This is a genomic window from Paenibacillus sp. RC334, assembly GCF_030034735.1.
In the GTDB taxonomy this organism is placed as follows: Bacteria; Bacillota; Bacilli; order Paenibacillales; family Paenibacillaceae; genus Paenibacillus; species Paenibacillus terrae_A.
The window spans coordinates 5,669,881-5,693,565 of record NZ_CP125370.1; the positions used below are offsets into that span (position 1 = coordinate 5,669,881).

Here is a 23,685-nt window from a genome sequence, read left to right on the forward strand (position 1 = left end):
CAGGAAGCTCAACACTCTCGTTGGACAAAAGAGAACCGCTATTTCCAGAATTACAATGGAAATAGCGGTTCTTTTAAATTAGGATTCACCTGATAGAGCATTAGCGGCCTTCCAACCTTGTGGTATTCTATAGATTCAATCAAGAAGCTATCCTCCACCAGGAATTGGATATATTTTTTTACCGTAATACGAGACAGGTCCACTTCTCTAGCTAAGGCTTCGACGGAAAATGGACCGTCCAGCTCTTGGATGCTTTTCAGTATCGTGGTCATGGTCAGTTTCGACAAATTTTTGGACAGGTTTCTGGAAAGATTCTTGGATAGGTTTTCAGAAGGTTCTTTCTTCTCCATACCCGTATGCTCTTCTTTATTAAAATAGTGATCAATGACAGCTTGATTAATTCCGTTCCCTTCCTCCATCACCGTAGCCAAACGCTGGATTTTCTCAACAGCCAGCTTAAAGCGTTCGAATGTAAAAGGTTTAATTAAATAGTCCGCAACTCCATAAAAAACAGCTTCCTTCACCGTTTGAATATCTTTTGCAGCCGTAATTAAAATAACCGACGCGTGATACTGATGCTCCTGAATATGTGATAATAAAGTCAATCCGCTTTTTCCGGGTAAATAAACGTCAAGTAATACCAGATCTGGTGTCCATTTTTGAAGACAATCCTGTGCCTTCTTGACAGTATCTGCCCTACATACAACATCCAAATTGTCCATGCGTTCAATAAACTGTTGATTTAGCTCAGCAACCATGGGATCATCCTCAACAATCAAAACCTTCATTCATTTGTCACCTCCAATGTACAGGGCAACTCTACATATATACTTGTTCCCAGACCCGGTTGGCTGTCAAGCTCAATGATCCCCTGATGATTTTCTACCATGGTTCTAACCAGATTCAAGCCGTAGCCTCTGTCTTCACCTTTGGTTGAGAAGCCATGCTCGAATATTCTTTTTTGCATTTCATAATCAATCCCCATACCATTATCTTTCACTTTCAGAATGAATACATTTCCCTCACATTCATAGTTCAATTTCAACTCAATTCTACCAGGTTGTTTTTTTTGTAAAATCGAGTCTATGGCGTTGTCAAAAAAATTGCCCAGTATGTGTATGACATCATGAACGATGTCCTGCATCTCCACATTGGAGACGTTTGAACTTTCTTCAAGAAGAACCGAAATATTCTGTTCGCGTGCTTCGTTGATCTTACCCATAATAAAACCTGCTAATGCCGGAACTTTAATTCTCTCGGTCAAAAACCCTACCTCATTTTGATATCGGTGAGTTAGCTGCTGGATATACTGACTAACCTCCGTATATTGCCTCATTTCAATCAACCCGGATATCACGTGCATTTTGTTCATAAATTCATGGGTCTGTCCGCGCAGGGAGTTAATATAATATTTTGTACCACTTAACTGGTTGCTAAGATGAATCATCTCGGATTGGTCTCGCAGCGTTGCAACTGCTCCAAAAAACTCATTTTCAATATACATAGGGGTTACTGTCGCAATGACTTCTATACCATTCACATAAAATGAGCGATCCTTGATCTTCTTCTTGTCATCAAACACTCTCTTGAAGAGCACATTATAAAAGTTGGTATCGACCTGCTCGCCAATCGGGGCTTCCATGTCCTGGTTCGCCAATTGATACTTGGCCTGAGCTTCTTTGTTCATGAGTATAATTTTCTTGTCAGCCGAAATGGCTATAATTCCTTCAGCGACCTCATTTTCAATAATTTCTTTTTCACGTAATCGTGCTGCTATTTCTTGCGGCTCAAGCCCGAATAAAATCGTTTTGATTTTTTGAGCCAGGATGATAGCGCCCAGAACCCCACTAAAGAGCCCAAGCATCAGTCCTCCAAAAATGGTATACTGCGCCTGCATCAAATCATGATTCAGGGTTCTCATGGTCAGTCCTACACATACAATGCCAATGACCTCATTCTGTTTATTAAATATCGGCGTAAAATATCGGTAGCCTTTGCCTAAAATACCTATATTTTCGGAAAAATGGCCCTGACCGGATAGCGCTCTTCTGGCATCATTCAGATCAGAGAACGGTTTGCCAACCATCGTTTCATCCGGATGGGATAGTCGAATTAAATCACGGTTCAGAATGACAACAAAATCTACATTAACGTTATTCATTACTCTGAGCGAATAGTCCTGGATCTGCTTCACAGGAACTCCATGCTCAACATTTCGAATGACATCGCTGTCACTTGCAATGACCTTGGCAATACCCGAAAGTTTTTCCTTCGTATTATCAAAATGCTTGTTAATCACGAAATTACGAATGAGAAGCAAGGATATAATTAAGGAAATAATAATAACTAAAACAACCAAAATAATAATCATAAACTGTAGCGAAACTTTGAATTGTCGTCTCGGTTTCGACTTACCTTTAAATCTCAACCCCATCACCTAGCTTCTTTCTCAAGCTCTCCATTGGGAAGAAGAGCATGTCTTCTATCCTATTAATTCCTTGATATTCGACACTGTTTGACAATTTCCCTCTTAATCTGCAAACTTTAAGAGCTCCAATGACAACAAACGGAGCCTCTATCTGAAATAAAACAATATGCTGAATAAGGAAGAACTAATTCTCCATTTCGTTCATTTTGAATAAGTGAGATATTGCTCACTAGATACACATGGATGTTTCGGTAAAATAAACATAAAACCCCCTTGTCTTGAACAGACAGGGAGGTTCTATGTGCTTTCATTATGAAAATGAGGAAGTATTTTATACGATTCCCCGTATCTCGTCCAACGTCTGCACCTTTTCCCGCAGCATCCATTGTTCAAGACCGTAGACCAGCTCGGCCCCTGCGTGCAAGTGGACAAAATTGTATGTTCCCACCTGAATCGCAGCCGCTCCTGCCATCGTAAATTCGATAATATCCTCCACCGAGCTGATGCCCCCCATCCCGATTACCGGAATGGATACTGCTTGCGCCACCTGATGAACCATGCGCAAGGCAATCGGCTTGATCGCCGGGCCAGAAAGACCTGCATACGTATTCGTAAAAACACTTCGCTGCCGACGTATATCAATTTTCATCGCAGAAAATGTATTGATCAGCGAGACACCGTCTGCGCCTTCTTCCTCGCACATGACCGCCATCTGCGTAATATTCTCTGCATTTGGGGACAACTTCACGACAAGCGGAAGCGCCGTTACATTGCGCACCTGCCGTACTACGTCCCGCGCCACCTCCGTCTGAATGCCGAATTGCATTCCGCCCTGCTTTACGTTGGGACAGGAAATGTTCAGTTCCAGCATATCGACGCCTCTGCGATTCATCGTGCGCCGTTTTTGCGCATTTTCCGTAATCATGGCTACAGCCTGAACGTACTCCTCCAGATTCGAGCCACCGACATTAGCAATCACAGCCGTGTCCCAGCGCGTCATGTCATCCAGCTCATCCTTCAAAAAGGCCGCAACCCCCCGGATTTTCCAGTCCCACACTATTGAGCATACCAGATGCTGTTTCATGTATGCGTGATCCGGTATTGCCCGCCTTCGGATGAAGGGTTAATCCCTTGCCAACGATGCCCCCCAACAGTTCAGGAGAGTAAAATTCCGCATACTCACGCCCGAACCCAAATGTACCGGATGCCATGATGATCGGGTTCTTGAACGGTACGCCCGCAATATTACACGCCATGGAGATCATCAAAATCCACCTCCTCTACCGGGAATACAGGCCCTTCCTTACACACCCTCTTATTACCTCCACGGGTATGCATGGTGCAGCCCAAACACGCGCCAATACCACAGGCCATATGTCTTTCTGTTGAAATATATAAACGGGATGACGAGCCTTCTGTCTTCTCCGCAAGCGCTTGTAGCATCGGAGTCGGCCCACAGGAAAACATATTCGCATAGAGATGAGGATCGACCTTCTCGACGATGCTTCCCCCTACACGAACCTGCACAGATGCTGCCACAGCTTCAAAAGCATCCACCCCAAAGGCTTGCAGCGCAAATCCCAGATAAACATGTGCATGCGGATAATGCTTTGCAGCCAGCAGCAAGGGGGCCGTGCCCATACCACCGCCGATTAAGGCCAAGCTGCCTTCTACCTGAGGAAAGCCATTGCCGAAAGGTCCTTCCAACTGAATCTCCTGCCCCGACTGCAACTGGGAAAACAAATGGGTCCCTTCTCCAACAACCCGATATAAAAAGGAAATGTCCTCATCCCCGATATCGTAAATGCTGATAGGTCTAGGTAGCAATGGGTACCCGGTTCCGCTGCGCAGCATGTAAAACTGGCCCATTTCCCCTTTAAAGGTTCCCTCTATTTTCATCATATAAATGCCCGGAACGAGCGCCACATTCGAAATTACGTTAGCCATATAACCCCTCCACTAACCACTCACTATAACGTAAAAACAGCCATGATTACGTGACTATTTTCACATTTATAGACTAAGTTAGGTAGGAGCGCTTTTCTTTCTCCTCAATAATCCAGACATAAAAAAGCGTACTCCTGTTAAAGAGTACGCTTCTGTATTAACTAATCGCCTCGCGTTCCGGATTGCGACTACCTTTTGCATCCTTGCGGATTTGCTTGCTGCGCAACTGTCCGCAAGCCGCGTCAATGTCGACTCCATGCTCCAGCCGAACACTACAGCTAATGCCTTGTTTTTTCAGAACATCATAGAAGCCCGTAATCGACTCCGACTCACTCCGCTGGTATTGGCTATGCTCATCCACCGGATTGTATGGAATCAGGTTTACATTTGCCAAATTACGACGGTGGCCTACCAACTCAGCCAACTCCAGCGCATGCTCCTTGGTATCATTAATATCCTTCAGCAAAATATACTCCAGCGTAATACGACGATTTGTTTTGTCCAAATAATAATCAATCGCCTGCATCAGCTTCTCAATCGGGATCGCCCGATTGATCTTCATAATGCGGGTACGAGTCTCATTATTCGGTGCATGAAGGGAAATCGCCAAATTGACATGCAGATCGGAATCGGCAAATTCAATAATTTTATCGGCAAGTCCGCTCGTGGAAACTGTAATATGACGCGGACCAATCGCCAGCCCTTTATGATCCTTAATGACTCGGATAAAGTCGGACAGGTTCACGAAGTTATCAAACGGCTCACCAATCCCCATCACGACGACGTGACTGACCCGGTCGCCTGGACGTTCCTGATCCAGATACAACTGCACCTTCATAATCTGCTCGACGATTTCACCGCTGGACAGGTCACGACTCTTCTTCAACAGCCCGCTCGCGCAAAAGCTGCACCCGATGTTACAGCCCACCTGCGTTGTCACACATACCGACAGCCCAAACTTGTGCCGCATCAATACTGTCTCAATCAGATTTCCATCCTGGAGACGGAACAAGAATTTGACCGTCCCATCCGCCGACTGCTGCTTTACGTGTTCCTCCAATGTTTCAATCGGAAAATGCTCTGCCAACAGGCGGGTACAGTTCTCATGAACCTCCGTCATCGCGGCAAAATCAGTAATCCGTTTCCGATAAAGTGCGTCCCATACCTGCAACGCCCGGGATTTCTTATGTCCACGCTCGATGAGCCATGCTGTCAACTGATCTAGTGTTAATCCATAAATGGATTCTTTTTTCATGTTCGATCCTCTTTTCAAAACGTTAAAATTCGTCTCAGCCATCATTGCATCATAGCATGTTTAAGCAGTCTTCGCTATTTAAACGCTTCTTTCATTGTCCCAAATTTTAATTATGAACACAAGAGGGAGAGACGAATTGTATCTTCCAAAATTTCAGTATGAAATTCCGACTTGAAACAGAGTATGCGTCCCATTAAACTAGGCGACAGAGTCTGTTCAACAAGAGCACGCAAAGACAGGATTACGGACACCGCTAATGATATGATTACAACCAAGGAAGGTGATGCGGTTGGAATGGTTACTTCGGATCAAGAACGCACTGGATCTGATGGAAGAAAGAATGCAGCAGCCGCTGGATATCGACGAAATTGCAAAGGCAGCCTATTCGTCTCCCTTTCATTTCCAACGTATGTTTCATATGCTAACCGGCGTCACGGTAGCCGAATATATACGTAAACGTCGATTGACCTTGGCTGCACAGGAATTGAGTCTTTCTACCACCAAAGTCTTGGATGTAGCGTTCAAATACGGATATGATTCCCCCGAATCTTTTTCTAAAGCGTTCCGTAAGGTACATGGTATATCTCCCTCTGAGGCCAGAAGCCCTGGGGTGAACCTGAAAGCCTTTCCACGCATTACCTTCCATCTATCGTTGAAGGGAGATCAGGATATGGATTATAAAATTGTAGAGAAAGCGGCCTTTACGGTCATTGGCAAGTCCATCCAAGTCACAACGAAAGACGGTGAAAATTTCCGGGAAATCCCGAAATTCTGGGACGAGCTGAACGCTGATGGTACATCGGATCGGATTCAAGCCTTGGGAACAAGCGACGATATCCTCGGTATTTGTTTGGATTTCAAGCATGGGGAAGAGAAATTTACGTACCTGATTGCCGCCGAAGGCAGTGAGGACGTAGCTGCTTCCAACGGATTGGATGCCAGAACGATTCCGGCCGAAACTTGGGCCGTGTTTACATCCATCGGCCCTATGCCTCATTCGATCCAAAAGGTATGGCAACGAATTTTTCAGGAATGGTTCCCGGCCAGCAATTATGAGCATTCAGGCGGACCCGAGCTGGAGGTATATATGATGGGGGACTCGCGGGCTGAGGACTATCGCTGCGAAGTATGGATTCCAGTTATGAAAAAGTAAACCTATAACAAAGCTGATAAACATCTATAAACAAGTACGAGACAGAAAAACCACCAGGAATAGGTTCGAGAGCCTAGCTATCCGGTGGTTTTTCATACTGTATGGATTTCTCGATGTGTCTGCTACGCAAGCAGGCATTTTTTTGTTGTATACAATTGCTCGGAAAATGATCGAAAATGGATCTCCGGTCAGCCTACAATAACTTTTTGAGTTGAGATATACGGCCTTGCGAAACGCCAATCCATTTGGCGTATTCGCTTTGCTTGGCATTGGGATGTTCACGCATCAATTCCCTTAGTTTTTCGATCAAGTTTTGTGTCGGCTGATACGTTCGTTTTTCTCTTTGTCTTGGCTCCTTAATCTTGGGCAATGGTATTGTACTAATATTCCCCTTCAATTCAGCTATGCAGTTCGTACATAAAAGCTTGCCCTTGAAATAGGTTAGACGTTCAATTGAGCCACACAGTTTACAAGAAGTGCCGACATACTTTTGCAGACCAAAGAAGCTCCCTTCATCATCCACAAGAAATTCAATAGCATCACCAACCTCCAAGTTCATGGTTACGCGCATTTCTTTGGGTATAACGATCCGAAATAACGTATCTAGAGAGCGTATCATACCTGTATTTTTCAATGCTAACCTCTCCTTTTGAGTATGGTAGAATTGATGCCCGGATTGGACTTAATCTCTTTCTCATTATTTTTGTTCTGTGTAATTGTTTGACAAAGATTCCTTAAACGAGCTATTGGTATGCGTAACATATCAGAATATTCCTGTTGTGTAGCGTCAGGGTACTTTTCTAGCAAAACCAAAAGCAGCTGTGTCATCACCTCTTTTGGTTGTGGATTCCGTTTATCCTTTTGAGTAGCTATCAATTGACTTTTACATTCATTGCATATGAGAGAATTTTTAAAGGTGCTTAATACTTCGGTTGATTGGCAAAATTTACAGGATTGGCCGATGTATTTACCTAGTGATATTGTGCTCGCTTCTGCATCCATAAAAATTTCCACTGAATCGCCTGGTCTAATATCAACCATATATAGTATTTCTTTAGGCATTCCGAATCGTCCTAGCGAGTCTATCTTTCTTGTCATTGCTATATTTCTCATTGAAACAACTCCTATTACCAAGATAAAAAGCAATAAAATAGAAGCATTTATTATTATTCCATAAGATGGTATAATTAAGGAAAGGCAAAAATTTTATTATATTATAAGATTTCCAATTAATTTTTTTATTAAAATGAGCATCATATTATAGTTCACGCTGAGAGGGTGGTTTATTCATGGAAATCACACCTAAGATAAGAGCAGAAATTCAAACATATCTGAAAGAAAAAGGCTTGAGCAAGACTCAATTTGGGCACATCGCAGGCTTGAATCCCGGCACGATGAGTGGCATTTTGACGAGCAACCGTCCTATTTCCGTTTACCAATTGGATCTCATTACTGCGGGCATGAATTTACCACCGGATCATTTTTATGAACGGTATGTTGAAGAGTGCACTGTAGATGAACCGATTAACTGGCGAAGAATTTGCCCCTTCCTGTACCGATGTGTGCAGTTTCATCGGCTGGATTGTTTGCAGCGAGTGGTAAGTGTTCTACTAGATAATCTTGGCTATCTTCCCAACCTTTTTGAATTAGCCGAAGCTTCTTTCCAAAATGGGTATCAGGACGCAGCCGCTTACCTGTATGAAAATATAGCCGAGAGTGAAAAGCAGCAGCATTCCGAACGACTTGCCTTGTCCCATTATCGGTTGTTTCAGATTGCGGTTGGAAAGGACCAGAATCGCAATATGGACGCCGCGGCCAAATTTGAATCGTTTGTCCATCGTTTGCATGAAGCCGACCAACTGGATGCGTTGAAGGATTTAGCGAATGTGTACAGAGCATTGAGTCAGTGGGACAAGGTGTATAAGTATGCAAAGCAGATGGGACAGCTAGGGAGAATATACTATGACATGGTTCATAACTCTGAGCGCAAGGAAAAAGAACCACAAAAGAAGCTAAGCAGGCCGCTCTTTGTATACATAGCTTACGCCGAATTGATGTGTGCTAATGCTTGCGATGCCAAGGGAGATCATGAGCAGGCATTAGTACATCTTCAAGGCTATGCTGATCTGAGCTGGGTTAAGGAAAGTGACTCGGACACGCTCCATTGGTTGGGCCAATTCCAGCATTGGGCGAAAATTAATAGGTATGTGAACAAGCTGATGTCGGGAGATGTGAGTGTCCTGCCGGATTACGTAGAGTATATGGCTGGCGAAAAAGTTATTTTTGCCGAGCTCTTAAACGTTATTGAAGCAGCCAATCGCTATAACATAGATGTGGATCATATCCTTCGGCGCTTTGAACCTCACATTACGGCGTATCAGGAAGTACCATCTACGGATATGTACACAAAACAATTTTTACCACAGCAGTATGCACGGTTTTGGTACAAGATGGCTAACTATAGTCTGAATAAGGGCAGATACTCTTATGGCTTCGAGTGCCTTTTAGTCGCTTGGGAACATGCTCTTACAATTAATAATCAACTGATTATTTCAAATTGTGCACGATTATTTGAGCGCTTTAGTGTGAAAGCTGTCCTTGAAACAGGAAGAAAACTTCAAAAAATGTGGAACGAAATCGATCAAAAAGATGGCTTTGCTCTTGGCAGCAGCTAGCTTTGTACTGGTACTCGTACTACCAGTTCAGCCTAAAGATCCTGCCCTGGGCATATTCAAACCGCAAGAACACATTGGTGGAGCTTGATCCTAGCACTATTTTATTACCATTGACCAGCCTAGCCGCTGGTCTTTTTTTGCTATATTTTGCTGATTTTTGATTGCTAAACAGCCATTCACATTTCCACATTCCAATCTAAAATGAGATTAATTGGGATGGAATGCGCTATGAAACGTTAAATCAGCAGTTGGAAGCTGTCCCAATTTCTTTAGCCAATCACAATGATTTCAGTTCATGTCTACAGGCGATACAAACAAAGGAATCTCTATATGGCACCAGACTATCTTTTGAGCCACATAACCCACATTGTTCTTTGTCTATTTGGTGTAGGATGATGCCTTGTTCTGTTGAGGACAATGAGAACGCGTCCTGCTTTACAATGCCTAATTCCCTCCTTATATCCATCGGTATAACGACTCTTCCCAAGGTATCTACTTTTCTAATCCATCTTGATGTATGCAAAAACAACCCTCCTATCACTTAATGAATATTATTCTATAAAGTGTCTTATTTTATAGTTAAATACATTCTCATTCCAAAAATTAACATGCACAAAAAATGTAATGTAACTGTTCAATCATAAATCCGCATGTTGGCTGGATTTTCCTGACCATACACCCAGTGATCAGAAGGCAAGGCACTCGCACGATGACCATGCTAAAAAGCAGCTCACCACATACAAGAATATTAACCCTTTATTATTGAACTTTTTTATATAGAGACAGATTGTCAAACCAAGTGCGACAGTTACTCTGAAAAGGATTCGTGAGCGGTTTTCCACCCCAAACATTTTCGGGGTCTATGATTAATTAGGCGGAGAGCTACTGATGTGGATCATATTCTCCAGCGCTTTGAACCTCAAATTACGGCGTATCAGGAAGTTTCATCTACGGATATGTACACACAACAATTCTTACCGCAGCAGTATGCACGTTTTTGCTATATTTTGCTGATTTTTGATTGCTAAAACAGCCATTCATATTTCCACATTCCATCCTAAAATGAGATACATTAGGAGGAAATGCGCTATGAATACAGATGAAACGTTAAATCAACAGTTGGAAGATGCCCGGCAACGATTGCATGATCTGTACGAAACAGTATGGTTTCGGACATGCCTGTGTGCTTGAACAGTCTATGCTTTTGGATGAACTGATAAATCAGTACAACCGTATGTTCCAGACCAAGAAGCTGACCCAACTGATATAACCAAACATCCTCATGCTTTCAGAGCCACATCACCTACATTGTTTTTCTTGCCTTAGCATGACGCTGGTTTCGTTCAAGTAAATAAAACGGATGCTGTTTATGCAAAACTATTCCTCCTCTCATCTAACTAGTATAATAATTCTATATAATGGCTTTTTTAAAAGGGAAATACATTAACAGGAAATGGAAATACAAGCTGTTAAAAGCTTTGTGAGGCTAGCTATCTAGGAGAGGGGATTCATTTGTGGGGGATTATTGAACATTTGCGTAGAAAAACAGAAATCGTGTGATATAATTATTATTGAAATTATTACCATTAATTAAAAATTTATGTATTTTTGTAACGCAAGATGTATACACCTCCTATCTACTTCAATAGTGCATAGGAATTTGTATAAATATCACTTAACAAGGTATTTAAGCTACTTGTTTGGAAAGGAGTCCTGGCTGTGAAAATGTAGTGACATACGAAGCAAGATCAATCGGTAGAGTGACCGGGTCAAGGGCAGCGAAAATGCCACCCAAGACCGAATGTGTGCATCAACCGGTCAAGAAGGGAGGGGATATAAGTGTCTGGATAATGAGATGAAGGATCACCTACTTTTTTGCATCATGATCCTTCCAATAAAAATAAATACAAAGAACAATTAAGATCAGTGGGAATAAGTAAAAAGCATCATTAAACCCTGCGGAACTGATGTGTTCTAAATAGTATAAAAGCCAGAACATAGACATGCTTGATATTAAAGCTATGGTGCCGCTTACGGAATACATGTATATCTCTCCTTTATGAAGTGTGATAAAACGTCCGCAAAACAGATGTTATTGTTATCATTATAATGTAAATATATGACCAGGAGGAAATCTTATGAAAAAATTCGCGATTATTCTTTCTGCTTTACTGCTTTTTGTTGTGGGTACACCTAACATTTACGCAGCACAAAATGATGCAGCAGTCCCCCAACCGGATGTTGTTTCTGCGACTATTGTGGTTGATGGAGCCTATAAAACGGTTTCTTTGGATAACGGCGATGTAGTGTCCTTTTTGACAAAAGAAGATTATGATTCTTACGTAGCTGCCTCAAATGATAAGAATACCACAGTCCAGTTAGAAGCTGTCGACTCTGTAATACGGCCTTCCAGTACCCACATTGACAACACGTTTATTTCAGGTACTACAAGAGATCACCAATTTATCAATTATCATAAGAATACTCCTTACTGGGCCAAAGCAAGTAATTATACAGTTAATAGTGGGGAAACCTATACCGCTTCTACTACGCTAAAATACGACGATGTATCTTTTACTGTCGGAGTTTCGTACTTGTATTCAGTAGCAACGCAAATCCCGGCAGACCCGAGTAGATTTAGTAGACTAGGGGTTTCGGCTGACTTAACTCTTAAAAAGTATAGAGCCGTTCAGTATGATGATTACACTGGACAAAGAATAAGCTCATGGGATTTTGTCGCTACGAATGTTCGCAATACTTACCTTGCACCTGCTTACCAATAACAACTGAGTAGGGCCAGCAACTTTCTGATTTTTTAAAACAATGCTACTGAAAAACAGAAAAGTCACGAAGGACGTCTCTGGAATTGATCTGGAGCGTCCTTTTTAGTTCGTGAGATTCTGAATGTTCAACAGTTACACTTCCTATCCTATTCTTTCAATAATGGACGGGATTTGTCACGCCTATTGACTTTTCATATCAGGAAATGGGTTTACAAAATAATTAGAATGGATGTGTGGCTGTGAAATTCAAAGCAACAACTTGGGGGCTCATTATTTTGGCAGTAAGTGCTAGTGTATTAACTGTTGTTATTACAAATAGTGTGCTTGCTGATCACGATGCCCCTATTCCAAACGAAAGCGTTACTTACGATCCTGTTCCCCCTGCTGACGTACTAGACAGACTTTATCATCCTGATAGGATTTCTGCGAATATATCCACTACAGCGACCCAAGATGCAAGTACAACAACTACTGGTGACCATGTAGTAACTCCTCAGAGCGTGGGGAATTCTTTTAACTTTACTGTAGGGGGAAGTGCAACTGCACCAGGTAGCTTCGAGGTTCCTAAGGGTTTTGGGCATGTTAAATTGCGCATTAGGAACTATGTTAATGCCCCGGTTGATTTTACTGTACAGCACAACGATTCTGGTAAAGTGTATGTTGACGGCAAGACAATCAGCAAAAACAGTGAAACAGTTTGGAGAAGTACTGATGCGGGAATTTCGGACGGTTTGCGTTCTGGACGATATACAATTCAGTTCCGCGGTGGTACAAACAAAGTTAATGTGGAAATTTGGGGCGTAGCCGGTTCATTGCCTTCGGACGCAAAATAATAACTGACCTAAACAAAGAAAGCTCTGGGCCTCAGGTCTGGAGACTTCTTTGCGTTGTTTCTTAGGGTTCACGTTGTAGTTTGAGAAAAGCTTAATCATATCAAATAATTCAAAAGAATGTATTTATGTAAAAAATAAATTGACCACAGATTAATTAATGTATATATTTTCAATAAATTAATCTCATTTCTGGAAATTACATCTTAGAACAAGTGAAACACTCCCTATAATTATCAATTTTGCTTCTTCGTTAAAGTGAATGTTAAATGTCTGTTTAATAGAGAAAGTGTTCATACTGTCTATAAATATTAATTTCAAAAACCAACCAATGACCAATAAAACCTATCCTTTAACCTAAAGGAAATGGCAATACAAGCTTGTTAAAAGCTTTGTAAGGTTAGCTATCTAGGAGAGGGGATTCATTTATAGGGGATTATTGAACATTTGCGTAGAAAAACAGAAATCGTGTGATATAATTATTATTGAAATGATTACCATTGATAAAAAATTATAATAACAATGCAATATATTTATAATATTATTTCACATGCCAAGCCCTTTACCTACTCATAGATCTGGGCAAGTTTCTGTTACTTTAGTACAGGACACCTATAGTTCTAGTAAACCAGCTAGAGTTAACTATCAATTCATGACTAAAGATTATAAAAATAAATCTGATACAGTTCAGGTTTATGGCAATATTAGTGACGGCAATAAGACAACAATTACATTTTATAATGTTCCTAAAGGAACATCAGATAACCCAGTGTATTTACTCATTGGAAATCACTCTGGCGGAATTTCTATACCTGGAAATGGATATACAAAATAAATAATAATTTGTGAGGTTTCTATGAAATTAAAACCAATAACTTGGATGCTGGCTATTTTAACAGTGAGTGCTGTTGCATTCACTGGATGTATTATAAATAATGTAAATGCCGAAGCTGATATCCTTAGAAAATCGGAAAGTGTTACTTACGAGCCAGTTCCGGCCGATGTTGTAGAACAACTTAATCATCCTGACAGGATCAAAACGAAGGATGGATTGTTTGTAAAAACACTTCAGTCAAAATGAAGTAGTTTACGATGTTTCAGAGGCTACAGATAAAACCAAAGTAATTATTGCATATGACGCTACTTATGTTAAGGAAGAAGATAACAAGTAAATTGTATTCAGGTGGCGGCCTCATTATTATTGAACTTTTTTACATGATTGTAGTGAACATTTATTCCAAAACGACGTAAGGTATATTTATCTAAAAAAAGAAAGGATGGAATATTAATGAAATTTTCAAGCTTTAATGGTAAAATAAAAAAGACAATGTTATTGATTTCTTTGCTTGCAATGTCCGTATTTCCTGGTCTTACTGGCGCCGAGAGTGCTTCTAATGAAGAATTAGCCAAACAATCAATAAAAAACTATGTGGAAGCCGCAATATCCGGAGATGCTTCGGAAGCCGCAAAATGGGTGATAGATACGAGATTTAATAGCGAACAGGAACAATTGAAAGAGTATAAGGAATCAGTAAGCAATAATCCATTTTCTGATGTCAGCATCAAAAATGTCGTTTCAGCTTCTGATGGCACCTATACTGCTACGGTTGAATTAACTAGAAAAGATGATGGTTCAATAAATACAGTCACATACCCCATCATTAAAAAGGGCGATAGTTGGAAGGTACTGATAGGCGGGCAAGAGACAAAAAGCAAAAAGGTTGAAAAATTAATTCAGTCTCAATCAAAAGAGAATAGTACATCGTCTGTCAAGCCATCAGCTGTTGAACTTACAAGTTATGGAGTGAACTTTTAGTTAGAGATGAAGAAGAAGCGGAGGAAGATTTAGAAGAATTAGAATATAGATCTCTGCCGACTATCCAGAAAATGCTAACACCATTTAAGACTCATCTTACTTGGATTATCCCCCTTAGTGTGATTACATTCTTTGTTCTAGCTTACGTCTTATTTATATATGTATCTTTATGGATTGAAGATTATTAAAGACGTCTTTGGGAAACCAGAAGCGTCTTTTTTTTTTAGCATTACTCGCGCTTGGCTTCTGGATCGGTGAGCAGGAGAGCAGGCAAGACAAGAGCAGGGGGAGTAGTCTGCTCCTATAATGATCTTCACCATTCTAATCATCTTGTCTTTTCCATACCGGAATATTAACTCCTTCATTGACTTTATTGACCTCATCAGGAACTGAACCATCCAGCTGGTTATATTCTTTTTCCGCAGCCTCATGTAAACGAATATCAAACAATTCTTTCATTCAGTTTAGGTAGTTCGACGGATATCTTTCCAGGATTTCGCGGATGCTGGGTCCCGATCAAGACTTTCTATACGTTCGACTAATATACGTTCTTCCTCTTGTTGCTCCAATTGAGTTAAACGATCGTACAGTTGTTCAAAAATTTCATATCCCATTAAAACCGAATCAACTGAACCATTATCCGTAATAAGGAGCCTTCTCATGATTTTGAGCGGCTTCTTTTTACATAAAATACCACCATTATGTACAACTCAACTGGAGGATGAAATTATGAATATTACAGATCATTTTATTCCCGTATTTGCGAGTAATCTGGAGTCGGCTGTAGCCCATTATGAAAAAATAACAGGAAAGCCGTCAGACAGACAATGGGCTATTCCCGACGCCGAGCTTCAATTAGCCTCGGTCTATCCCTATGTCATCGTTTCGGGGACCGAGCAAGCTTTGGAGCTTGCCAAAAACCTGCGCTCTGTAGTGTATGTGGACTCCATGACAGAGCTTAAAGCCATTCTGGCCGCAGAAGGGACCCCGATTGTAAGGGATCAGCACGGTCCTGTGGGGCCGAGTATTTTTGTAGAGCACCCGGATGGCACTTTTATTGAATATGTTGAACCGCGAGGCCAATGACCACACTATAAAACAAGACAAAATAACACATCAGCCTGAATTCGGCTCTTGATGAGGGCCGGATTCAGGCTGAAAAATGGAGTATAACTTTATACTAATGTTTTTCAATCCGACGTTTGTTTCTCAAAATGTTGTGAATCATCTTATGATTGGGGAGCTGCTTGAACAACTTATGTCCGGGATGCGGATTGGCCTCGATAATCCAGATTTGACCATTCTTCTCAATAGCAAGATCAATACCCAGCTCGCGAAACGGATGATTTTTATCTATCGTGTCGGCAACCATTTTAGAAAGTTCGATGATCTGATCCAGAGTCTCTTTCATTTTCGTTCTGTCATTTTTAAAGACCTTTAAAAGCACTTTGGACAATGGTGCCGCATGTCCTCCTTTGCGGTAATTGGTAACCACTTTTTGGGGTGCGGCAACACGACCGGTTATTCCTGAAATGACCCATTCCGAATCCGGCTTCTGCATATACACTCTAACATCAAAAATCGAACCTTTGTACTTCGCTAACCGAAGTCCTTGCTGTACCAAATAACGGCGATGAGGCCTCCGATGGGTTTTGATCGCTCTTCTCACCGCGTGGGATCTGACAATTCTTCGACTGGAGCCGCAACGAATCTCATACCTCCTCCCCAGCTTTTTGGCCCGTATAATACCAGTCCCCCCGCTTCCATAATTAGGCTTAATGAAAACCGTCCGATATTCGTCCAGCATGCGCAAAGTTCTTGCATTGCTAATCCAACGGGTCTCCGGCAGATAAGAACTTAAAACGGGATGTTGTCGCATTTCCTTATATTGAATCATCTTTCCAATGGGCACGAGTATCCCTCGATTCTGTTGGGTTTTTGCACGCATTACATGAATATGCATCCATATTCTATCTTGGTAACGGCGAATGCCACAGTTTGATATGAAAGAGGCAAATCCCCTTCTACCTATAAAGGTCATTCGAATAATATATTAGACCAATAGACACTCTGGATATATGATGTATAAAAAGTAATATGAGGAGGGATTTTAATATGTCTATTTATGATTTTCAAGCAACCTCAATTAACGGGAAGCCGATTAAACTGTCAGACTACAGCGGGAAAGTTCTCCTCATCGTAAACACAGCCAGCAAATGTAGCTTTTCCCGTCAATTCGCTGATCTACAGAAGCTCTATGAAAGTCGACGGGAACAGGGTTTTGAAATTCTCGCGTTTCCTTGTAACCAATTCAATGAAAAAGAGCCGGGTAGCAATTCGGAAGTTCAGGGAGTCTGCCAAATTAACCATGGAGTAACATTCACGCTATTTGAGAAAATGGATGTAAGAGGTCCATCTCCTCATCCTTTATTTCAATATCTGACACAACAGGCACCGTTTCAAGGCTTCGATACCCAAACCAAGGACGGTCAATGGATGGAGGATTTCTTGAGGGATAAGTATCCGGAAATATACGCTGGCGACGGGATCAAGTGGAATTTCTCCAAGTTTCTGATCGATCGCGATGGTCATGTAAATGGAAGATTTGAATCAACGACGGAGCCCTTTGAAATAGATTCTGTCATCGAATCACTGTTGTAGGGTTTCAGTTTATTCCTTTAAATTAGTTTAAAAATAAAAGAGTATCAAATGACAAAAATAAATATTTGTCATTTGATACTCTTTTTGATATCCTGACTTTAAGGAGGTGACTCACACGGCAACTTGACCGTGTCTCTATGGAAAAATCCTCAGATATTTTAACCAAGGAACAGATTCTCATCGCTACAGAAGACACACTTAGACGTTTTGGTGTAGCCAAAACCTCCGTGACCGATGTTGCCAAAGTATTGGGAGTAAGTCATGGCACCATTTATCGACATTTTAAAAGCAAAGCCGAGCTTCTTGAAGGCGTGACCGAAAAATGGCTGAATGAAAAGATTATCGCTCCGTTAACGGAGGTGTGTCAGGATTCATCCCTGCTGGGAACGCCGCATTTACAACGATATACACAGACCTTGATCGAACTCAAGCAGTATTATGCCCGCGATGACGAGGAAATGTTCGACATGTATACCCGGGTCACCGAGCAAGCCACTGATTTAATCGACCAGCATATCGCCCACATTGTAGATCAGCTCGCTGACATCATTGTACGCGGGGGCATCACATCGGATCAGCCAGCCCAACTGGCGCGTACCCTTTTCTATGCCACAGCCCGTTTCCATCATCCCGCTCATGCTTACGAATGGAAGAATCCTGCGATTGACCAGGAGTTTTCGGATGTATGGGCGCTTTTAGAAAAAGGAATCTCTTAAAAAATATATGGAAAGAAGGTTAAGCACATATGAAGCATTTGGACGGAAAAACAGCGATTATTACCGGTTCCTCCAGAGGAATTGGACGTGCCATTGCCGAGCAGCTGGCTGATCTGGGCGCTAATGTAATCATCAATTATGCCAGCAGCCCGGACAAAGCCAAAGAAGTCGTGGAGGGCATTATTCAAAAAGGCGGCAAAGCCATAGCACTTCACGCTGATTTGGGCAAGATGAGTGATATTGAAGCATTATTTACAAGTACGATTACTGAATTTGGAAAAGTGGATATTCTGGTTAACAACGCAGGGCTGATGATCACCAAGCCGCTTGCAGACGTGACAGAGGCCGATTTTGACAAACAATTTGCACTGAATGTAAAAGGCACCTTCTTTGCTTGCCAGCAAGCGATGAAGCATATGGAGAACTACGGAAGAATCGTGAACATTTCCACATCCGTGATTGGACAAATGTTTCCTTCGTATAGCGTATACGCGGGTACCAAAGGCGCCGTTGAGCAATTTACCCGTCAGCTTGCCAAGGAGTTCGGAAGCAAACAAATTACGATCAACGCCGTGGCTCCCGGCCCCGTGAATACCGAGCTTTTTCAAGAAGGGAAAACCGAGCAGCAGATCGAAGGTATGAAAAAAATGAATGCGTTCGGCCGTCTCGGTGAACCCGAGGATATCGCGGATGTGATTGAGTTCCTGGTCAGCGCCAAATCACAATGGGTTACCGGGCAGACGATCCGCGTCAACGGCGGGTTCATCTAAAAACCGAAATACATGAAATGGAGGCTGTTCACGTTCATGATATTACACAAAGGGGAGACCCTATTTCGACAAGGAGAATCCGGCCCTCTGTATCAGTTAAAGAGTGGCTTGTTAAAAATCATCCGAGTCCATGAGGATGGCTCACAAATTTTAGTCAACGTTATTGTGCCCGATGAAATTATCCCGCACCACTCCCTAATCAGCCCCAATCCTTATTATGGTACAGCGGTGGCGCTGGTAACCTCTGAGGTTGAGGTTCTGTCGCAAAAAGAATGGTATCAGGCGCTGGAGCAGGACCCGGCTCAATGTCGGGCTATCGCTTTGCAGCTACAGGACAAGTTGCGCATGATGCAGCAACGAATTGACCAGCTCACCGAGGTGTCACCTGCCGAGAAGCTTCGGAAGCTTCAACGCTGGTTCCACTCCTATATCGCCCCCGCCACGTTAACGGACGTGCTGACGCAGGAGGAAATCGGCCAGTTCATCGGGCTGCGCCGGGAGACGATTAACCGGCTATTGCGCGCTTCAAGCGCTCCTTCTGCAAAAGATGATGGCGATAATGCATCTCGATAAGCGTAAACCACTCTCCAGCGTTCAACGCGCCGAATCTGGGATGAGAAACGGTAGACTTCCCTGCTGTTTCCCCAACGTTCGGCTCAATCTCTCTCATTTTGCCAATTACAACGTTTAATCCCTCCACAATTTCTTCTTTGCCAGTCGGTTGCGGGGGAGTGTACTGCGGGGATGGCGGGACCTGGATACGCACGGGCGGAAAGCCTCCCAGATCAAAAATGGCCGTGCCTGCCTCCGTTTTAGTCCCTATCTCTCCATCTGGCTTTAGACAAAGATCAATGTTCTTCAGATGCATATAAAGAGCAGAGTTCACCAAATGAAGGTACATTTTTCCAAGCGACCATTCGCCCTCCTGCGGTGTGTACTGCAATTGCTCCAAGCTAAAGTGGTCCAATTCAAGAAGATAATGTTGTACCGTTTGTTCAAAACGCTGCAATGTTTCGGTTGTTGTATTCATATACTATTAACTGCCCCTCTCCTTCAAGTAGCTTTACTATACAAAAATGCTACTGACAGCCTTATGTCAGTAGCATTTCAACATTTTTTCGACTTCCGATCGTACCCGATCCCGGAGCGATTCAGGCTCCAGCACGACCATATCTGCACCCCACCCGAGTATCCATTGTAGTAATTCCTCTGGCTGCCTGACGCGGAAAAGTACATGCAGTCCATCCGCACGCTCCTCTACAGCCTCCATGTAAAAATTGTTCGCTTCCTTCACTTTATCAGCGATATCCGAACGGGCTAATATACGAACACGTACATGGCGATCATCGGTTTGCTTATAATCCTGCAAATTAAAATCGATGGGGAACTGAAACCTTTCTTCCAGCACGATAAGCTCGTCCATCCGGGACAAGCGGAAATGGCGAAGTTGCTGCCGCAATTCGCATTGCCCAATCAACATCCACGAACCACGAATCAGCACAAGCCCATAGGGGGCGACCACACGCACACTTTGACGATTCCCGTCAGCCTCTGGCATTCTTTTGGAATAGCCGAACCGTACCTTCCGTTTTCCCAATATAGCGAGACGCAACGTTTCCAAACAGGTTTTCTCTTTAAGGTTTGCCCCTTCACCCACCGCGAGCAGTCTGATGGTCGTACGCACCCGGGAAACTTCCCTGTGAACACTCTCCGGTAGAATAGCTTCAATCTTTCTGCGAGAAGCCTGCGCCTTAATGCCGTAATCTGCATCAAATTTTTGTTCAACAAAATCTGTCCCGATTAGCAACGCTACGGCTTCTTCCACGCTAAAGCTCACCGGGGGCAAAAAATATCCCTCCATCAGGGAATATCCAATGCCGGGTGCACCTATAATCGGCACACCCGATTCGCTTAGTGCCTGAATATCCCGATAGATGGTTCTCACACTTGTTTCGAATATGGCCGCCAAATCCTCGGCTCGTAAAATATCTTTACGTTGCAATTCTAGCAAGATAGCTAGCAGGCGGTCTGTTTTGTTCATACCACGGCACCCTCTCTGGAAGGATCTAAAATACAGTAATACAAAAGAGCAATAAGGGCAGTACAATCACTGCAACTTATTGCTCTTTTTTTCATACGAAAGTTACTTCATTACTTGAAAAACACTTTTTCGACGTTATATTTAGCCTTTTGTAAGTTGATGATGTAGGTTTCATAGATTTCTCGCTCCACCGCATCTTCTACAATACAAACCTCAATAATCGCCACTTCGTTGCGATTCGCCTTAATCGGCGATACGGTATCTTCAAAATGCTTTTTGATTCTTTGTCTCAGCTTTCTTGCTTTACCAACGAACAATAATTCCTCCTGCGCGTTGTAAAACATAAAAATACCACTCTTATCTCTGGGAATCAGGTGGAAATCTGTAAATCCGTAAATATGGCTCAGTTCAGGGTTAGCCTGTTTGGTAATCGTGATGTCCGGGGTTGGAATCGTTATGTTTATCACTATGTCACTTCCTCATTCTATATAGGTGTAAATACTATCACAAATCCCGACGTAACACCATTCAAGATAGTCAGAGAGCGTCCTCCGGGACAGGCTTCGTCGTTTTCCCCGCCATTCTTTCCAGTACCCAGACAAGAACCCCCACTGCAAGGCTGGCGATGACCGCCATGATCGCGGATCCGCCAGCATGTAGCAGCAATACGGGAACCCAAAGCAATCCCAGCAAACGATGTACGGTCCGCATCCACTTGTTACGCACTTTGTTAATGAAGAAGCCATACCCGGCGATCGCCAGCAGAATGGCAAAGCCCGCAAGCCCGGTGTAGGTTTTGTGATCTTGAAGCTTGGTAATCAAGAAATAGATACCGTGAACAGCAATCAGGATCAAGGTCGCCCAACCCAGCAGCTTATGCAGGGAATGTAACAACTTCCCGGCTTTTCTGACCCATATCGATGGCGATCTTAGCTTCTTCTTAAACCAGAACCAAGAAAAAGCGGCCGCGCCAAGGAATACGGAGATCGTACCCAAAGTCTTGAATATTTCCCCATTGCCCCCACCTTCTCCACCGGGACGTCTGCCCACAGGCCCTGTAGGCAGGTTACTTACGCCGCCTTCTGGCGGTCGCGGACCAGGTCCGCCGCCGGAAACCGAAGACATGTAGTAATAGTAGATTACGAGCAGAGCTGCTGCCGTCACTGCGATTATTGCTGGAATCCAAACGGTCTTTTTCGTTTTCATTCGTTATGTGTCCTCCCAAGGAAAATTGCCTTGATTGTACCCAGTCAAGCTGAAAATAAAATTAAAGCAAGCTGAAAGTTAGTGGCTCTGTAATTTTATTGTAGTAAAGACTTGAAATAAAACCCATTTTAACCGATATATTAAGGGTAATTATGTAATTGTTTCAACAATCTTGTTAGGAGGAGTGTTTACAATGTCTAGTATTTTTAATCGCAAGGGCAGGCTCAGCTTATTGCTGGTAGCTGTCATTGCACTCGTTATTCAAGGCTCTATAGGAGGAAGCCCACATGTGGCCCAAGCAGCCGACAACGTGATTAATGCCAAGGATTTTGGCGTTAAACCCAACTCGAATTCCTCACAATCCAGGGAAATCCAAAATGCGTTGAAGTATTTTTATGATCGTGGTACAGAGGGAACCGTATACTTCCCGGCAGGTACATATCTGGTCGACGAATCGATTCGTTTATACGCCGGAGTTAGTCTGAACGGTGACGGAATGGGCAAAACGATTTTCAAAAAAACAGGGTCTAAAAACCAATACGTGATTGGGAATCCGATTCTACGAAACAATTCTGACCGACTAGACGTGAAGCTATCGAATCTCACCATTGACGCAGACCGTGCGAACCGTGAAGCTCGTGGCGAAAGTCAGGTAGGCGGTATGATTATAGATGTGGCCGTCTCGCACCTCACGCTGGATCGCGTGGAGATTAGCGATACCACAATCGGAGCCCTTCTTCGCAGAACGAGAGATTCAGAGATTACCAACAGCCGCTTTGACCAGAATAATGGACATGCCATTGCCACCGGACATGAAAGCTATCCGGCAGGCGAGTTCCGTAACGTCAAAATTACGAATAACCAAATTACCAATTCGGGCGGCGGCAGTGGAATCAATCTGTCACGCGCAACCTACACAACGGTCACCGGAAACCAAATTATTAACAAAACCCATCAATCCGACGGATATGCTGGCATTCGTATCCCTAATAACGGTGCCCACAACACCGTCAACAATAATGTAATTGAAAATTATCCTCGGGGAATCTTTGTACTGACTGGAGCAACAGACAATAATGTATACAAAAATACGATAAAAAATGCATCCCTGCAAGGTCTTCTGGTTCAATCGGACGGCAATACTTTTACAGACAATGAGTTTTTTCAAACCAATTCTTCACTTAATCCTGACACAATCATTCGCCTTGCTAACGCAAACAACAACAAAATTATTGGTAACGAAATGACCACGTACTCCGGATTTTCCAACATAGGAATACGTGTCACCGATTCCAGCTCCAATGAAATTAAGGACAACATCACAGATACTTCAGGCAAATCAGTCAGTATTGAGGGTGGGAGCAATAATGTGAATAAAGGCAACCGCAATCGGTAGCAGAATTA

The 23,685-nt window shown here is 42.8% G+C and carries 26 protein-coding genes and 1 pseudogene; 14 read left to right on the forward strand and 13 right to left on the reverse strand.

Translation table 11 applies throughout. From position 1 onward, the window contains the following. Positions 1-50: 50 nt before the first annotated feature. The 5 genes and pseudogenes from QMK20_RS25945 to rlmN all read right to left on the reverse strand — a co-directional run bounded on the left by QMK20_RS25945 (position 51) and on the right by rlmN (position 5,630). A complete protein-coding gene (locus tag QMK20_RS25945; protein ID WP_283653889.1) occupies positions 51-788 on the reverse strand; it encodes a response regulator in 738 nt (245 codons plus the stop codon). Continuing rightward, a complete protein-coding gene (locus QMK20_RS25950; protein ID WP_404580058.1) occupies positions 785-2,428 on the reverse strand; it encodes an ATP-binding protein in 1,644 nt (547 codons plus the stop codon). The genes QMK20_RS25945 and QMK20_RS25950 overlap by 4 nt, the downstream gene beginning before the upstream one ends. A gap of 331 nt (positions 2,429-2,759) precedes the next feature. Continuing rightward, positions 2,760-3,693, reverse strand: a pseudogene (locus QMK20_RS25955) (dihydroorotate dehydrogenase). Beyond that, positions 3,674-4,375 (reverse strand): dihydroorotate dehydrogenase electron transfer subunit, encoded by a 702-nt coding sequence (locus QMK20_RS25960; protein WP_283653891.1) that lies wholly within the window; start codon positions 4,373-4,375, stop codon positions 3,674-3,676. Before QMK20_RS25960 ends, QMK20_RS25955 begins: the two are co-directional and overlap by 20 nt. 157 nt (positions 4,376-4,532) lie before the next feature. Continuing rightward, positions 4,533-5,630 carry a dual-specificity RNA methyltransferase RlmN gene (gene rlmN, locus QMK20_RS25965; protein ID WP_283653892.1) on the reverse strand — a complete coding sequence of 366 codons (1,098 nt, stop codon included), beginning with the start codon at positions 5,628-5,630 and terminating at the stop codon, positions 4,533-4,535. Between the two features lie 283 nt (positions 5,631-5,913). Here rlmN and QMK20_RS25970 point away from each other — a divergent pair, with 283 nt between their 5' ends. Beyond that, complete coding sequence (locus QMK20_RS25970) at positions 5,914-6,783, forward strand: AraC family transcriptional regulator (protein ID WP_283656352.1); 870 nt, start codon at positions 5,914-5,916, stop codon at positions 6,781-6,783. Positions 6,784-6,976: 193 nt separating this feature from the next. Here QMK20_RS25970 and QMK20_RS25975 read toward each other — a convergent pair whose 3' ends face one another. Next, entirely contained in the window at positions 6,977-7,417 is a 441-nt protein-coding gene (locus QMK20_RS25975) for an AbrB/MazE/SpoVT family DNA-binding domain-containing protein (RefSeq protein WP_283653893.1), read from the reverse strand. Between the two features lie 2 nt (positions 7,418-7,419). Next, positions 7,420-7,896, reverse strand: coding sequence for a hypothetical protein (locus QMK20_RS25980; protein ID WP_283653894.1), 477 nt, complete (start codon positions 7,894-7,896; stop codon positions 7,420-7,422). A 176-nt stretch (positions 7,897-8,072) separates the two neighbouring features. On the opposite strand from QMK20_RS25980, the gene QMK20_RS25985 reads away from it, so the two are divergent. From QMK20_RS25985 to QMK20_RS26015, 7 genes are all read left to right on the forward strand, one after another. Further along, entirely contained in the window at positions 8,073-9,458 is a 1,386-nt protein-coding gene (locus QMK20_RS25985; RefSeq protein WP_283653895.1) for a transcriptional regulator, read from the forward strand. A gap of 1,144 nt (positions 9,459-10,602) precedes the next feature. Further along, the gene (locus QMK20_RS25990) at positions 10,603-10,728 is read left to right on the forward strand and encodes an aspartyl-phosphate phosphatase Spo0E family protein (RefSeq protein WP_235332259.1); all 126 of its coding nucleotides are present in this window, start codon (positions 10,603-10,605) and stop codon (positions 10,726-10,728) included. 868 nt (positions 10,729-11,596) lie between these two features. Next, on the forward strand, positions 11,597-12,241 hold the full coding sequence (locus QMK20_RS25995; RefSeq protein WP_283653896.1) for a hypothetical protein: 645 nt from the start codon (positions 11,597-11,599) through the stop codon (positions 12,239-12,241). A gap of 239 nt (positions 12,242-12,480) precedes the next feature. Continuing rightward, complete coding sequence (locus QMK20_RS26000; RefSeq protein ID WP_283653897.1) at positions 12,481-13,074, forward strand: hypothetical protein; 594 nt, start codon at positions 12,481-12,483, stop codon at positions 13,072-13,074. A 649-nt stretch (positions 13,075-13,723) separates the two neighbouring features. Next, positions 13,724-13,906, forward strand: a complete 183-nt coding sequence (locus tag QMK20_RS26005; RefSeq protein WP_283653898.1) for a hypothetical protein — start codon at positions 13,724-13,726, stop codon at positions 13,904-13,906. A 21-nt stretch (positions 13,907-13,927) separates the two neighbouring features. Then, on the forward strand, positions 13,928-14,152 hold the full coding sequence (locus QMK20_RS26010) for a hypothetical protein (protein WP_283653899.1): 225 nt from the start codon (positions 13,928-13,930) through the stop codon (positions 14,150-14,152). A gap of 207 nt (positions 14,153-14,359) precedes the next feature. After that, complete coding sequence (locus QMK20_RS26015) at positions 14,360-14,887, forward strand: nuclear transport factor 2 family protein (RefSeq protein ID WP_283653900.1); 528 nt, start codon at positions 14,360-14,362, stop codon at positions 14,885-14,887. A 321-nt stretch (positions 14,888-15,208) separates the two neighbouring features. Here QMK20_RS26015 and QMK20_RS26020 read toward each other — a convergent pair whose 3' ends face one another. Beyond that, complete coding sequence (locus QMK20_RS26020; RefSeq protein WP_283653901.1) at positions 15,209-15,346, reverse strand: hypothetical protein; 138 nt, start codon at positions 15,344-15,346, stop codon at positions 15,209-15,211. Between the two features lie 270 nt (positions 15,347-15,616). Between QMK20_RS26020 and QMK20_RS26025 the strand changes: the two genes are divergently transcribed. After that, complete coding sequence (locus QMK20_RS26025) at positions 15,617-15,973, forward strand: VOC family protein (protein ID WP_283653902.1); 357 nt, start codon at positions 15,617-15,619, stop codon at positions 15,971-15,973. Positions 15,974-16,067: 94 nt separating this feature from the next. Here the strand turns inward: QMK20_RS26025 and QMK20_RS26030 are convergent, their stop codons facing one another. Continuing rightward, complete coding sequence (locus QMK20_RS26030; RefSeq protein ID WP_283653903.1) at positions 16,068-16,799, reverse strand: YheC/YheD family protein; 732 nt, start codon at positions 16,797-16,799, stop codon at positions 16,068-16,070. 203 nt (positions 16,800-17,002) lie between these two features. Here QMK20_RS26030 and QMK20_RS26035 point away from each other — a divergent pair, with 203 nt between their 5' ends. The 4 genes from QMK20_RS26035 (at position 17,003) to QMK20_RS26050 (ending at position 19,607) form a co-directional block, all read left to right on the forward strand. Continuing rightward, positions 17,003-17,548, forward strand: coding sequence for a glutathione peroxidase (locus QMK20_RS26035; protein ID WP_283653904.1), 546 nt, complete (start codon positions 17,003-17,005; stop codon positions 17,546-17,548). Between the two features lie 137 nt (positions 17,549-17,685). Beyond that, on the forward strand, positions 17,686-18,264 hold the full coding sequence (locus QMK20_RS26040) for a TetR/AcrR family transcriptional regulator (RefSeq protein ID WP_283653905.1): 579 nt from the start codon (positions 17,686-17,688) through the stop codon (positions 18,262-18,264). A 29-nt stretch (positions 18,265-18,293) separates the two neighbouring features. Further along, the gene (locus tag QMK20_RS26045) at positions 18,294-19,034 is read left to right on the forward strand and encodes an SDR family oxidoreductase (RefSeq protein WP_283653906.1); all 741 of its coding nucleotides are present in this window, start codon (positions 18,294-18,296) and stop codon (positions 19,032-19,034) included. Positions 19,035-19,070: 36 nt separating this feature from the next. Continuing rightward, the gene (locus QMK20_RS26050) at positions 19,071-19,607 is read left to right on the forward strand and encodes a Crp/Fnr family transcriptional regulator (protein WP_283653907.1); all 537 of its coding nucleotides are present in this window, start codon (positions 19,071-19,073) and stop codon (positions 19,605-19,607) included. On the opposite strand, the gene QMK20_RS26055 is transcribed toward QMK20_RS26050, so the two are convergent. From QMK20_RS26055 to QMK20_RS26070, 4 genes are all read right to left on the reverse strand, one after another. Further along, entirely contained in the window at positions 19,540-20,064 is a 525-nt protein-coding gene (locus QMK20_RS26055; protein ID WP_283653908.1) for a DinB family protein, read from the reverse strand. The genes QMK20_RS26050 and QMK20_RS26055 overlap by 68 nt on opposite strands. 66 nt (positions 20,065-20,130) lie before the next feature. Then, positions 20,131-21,075 (reverse strand): helix-turn-helix transcriptional regulator, encoded by a 945-nt coding sequence (locus QMK20_RS26060; RefSeq protein WP_283653909.1) that lies wholly within the window; start codon positions 21,073-21,075, stop codon positions 20,131-20,133. Positions 21,076-21,185: 110 nt separating this feature from the next. Further along, positions 21,186-21,542 carry a nucleotide excision repair endonuclease gene (locus QMK20_RS26065; protein WP_283653910.1) on the reverse strand — a complete coding sequence of 119 codons (357 nt, stop codon included), beginning with the start codon at positions 21,540-21,542 and terminating at the stop codon, positions 21,186-21,188. Positions 21,543-21,612: 70 nt separating this feature from the next. Next, the gene (locus QMK20_RS26070; RefSeq protein WP_283653911.1) at positions 21,613-22,281 is read right to left on the reverse strand and encodes a hypothetical protein; all 669 of its coding nucleotides are present in this window, start codon (positions 22,279-22,281) and stop codon (positions 21,613-21,615) included. Between the two features lie 193 nt (positions 22,282-22,474). Between QMK20_RS26070 and QMK20_RS26075 the strand changes: the two genes are divergently transcribed. After that, positions 22,475-23,677 carry a glycosyl hydrolase family 28-related protein gene (locus QMK20_RS26075; RefSeq protein ID WP_283653912.1) on the forward strand — a complete coding sequence of 401 codons (1,203 nt, stop codon included), beginning with the start codon at positions 22,475-22,477 and terminating at the stop codon, positions 23,675-23,677. Positions 23,678-23,685 lie beyond the last annotated feature (8 nt).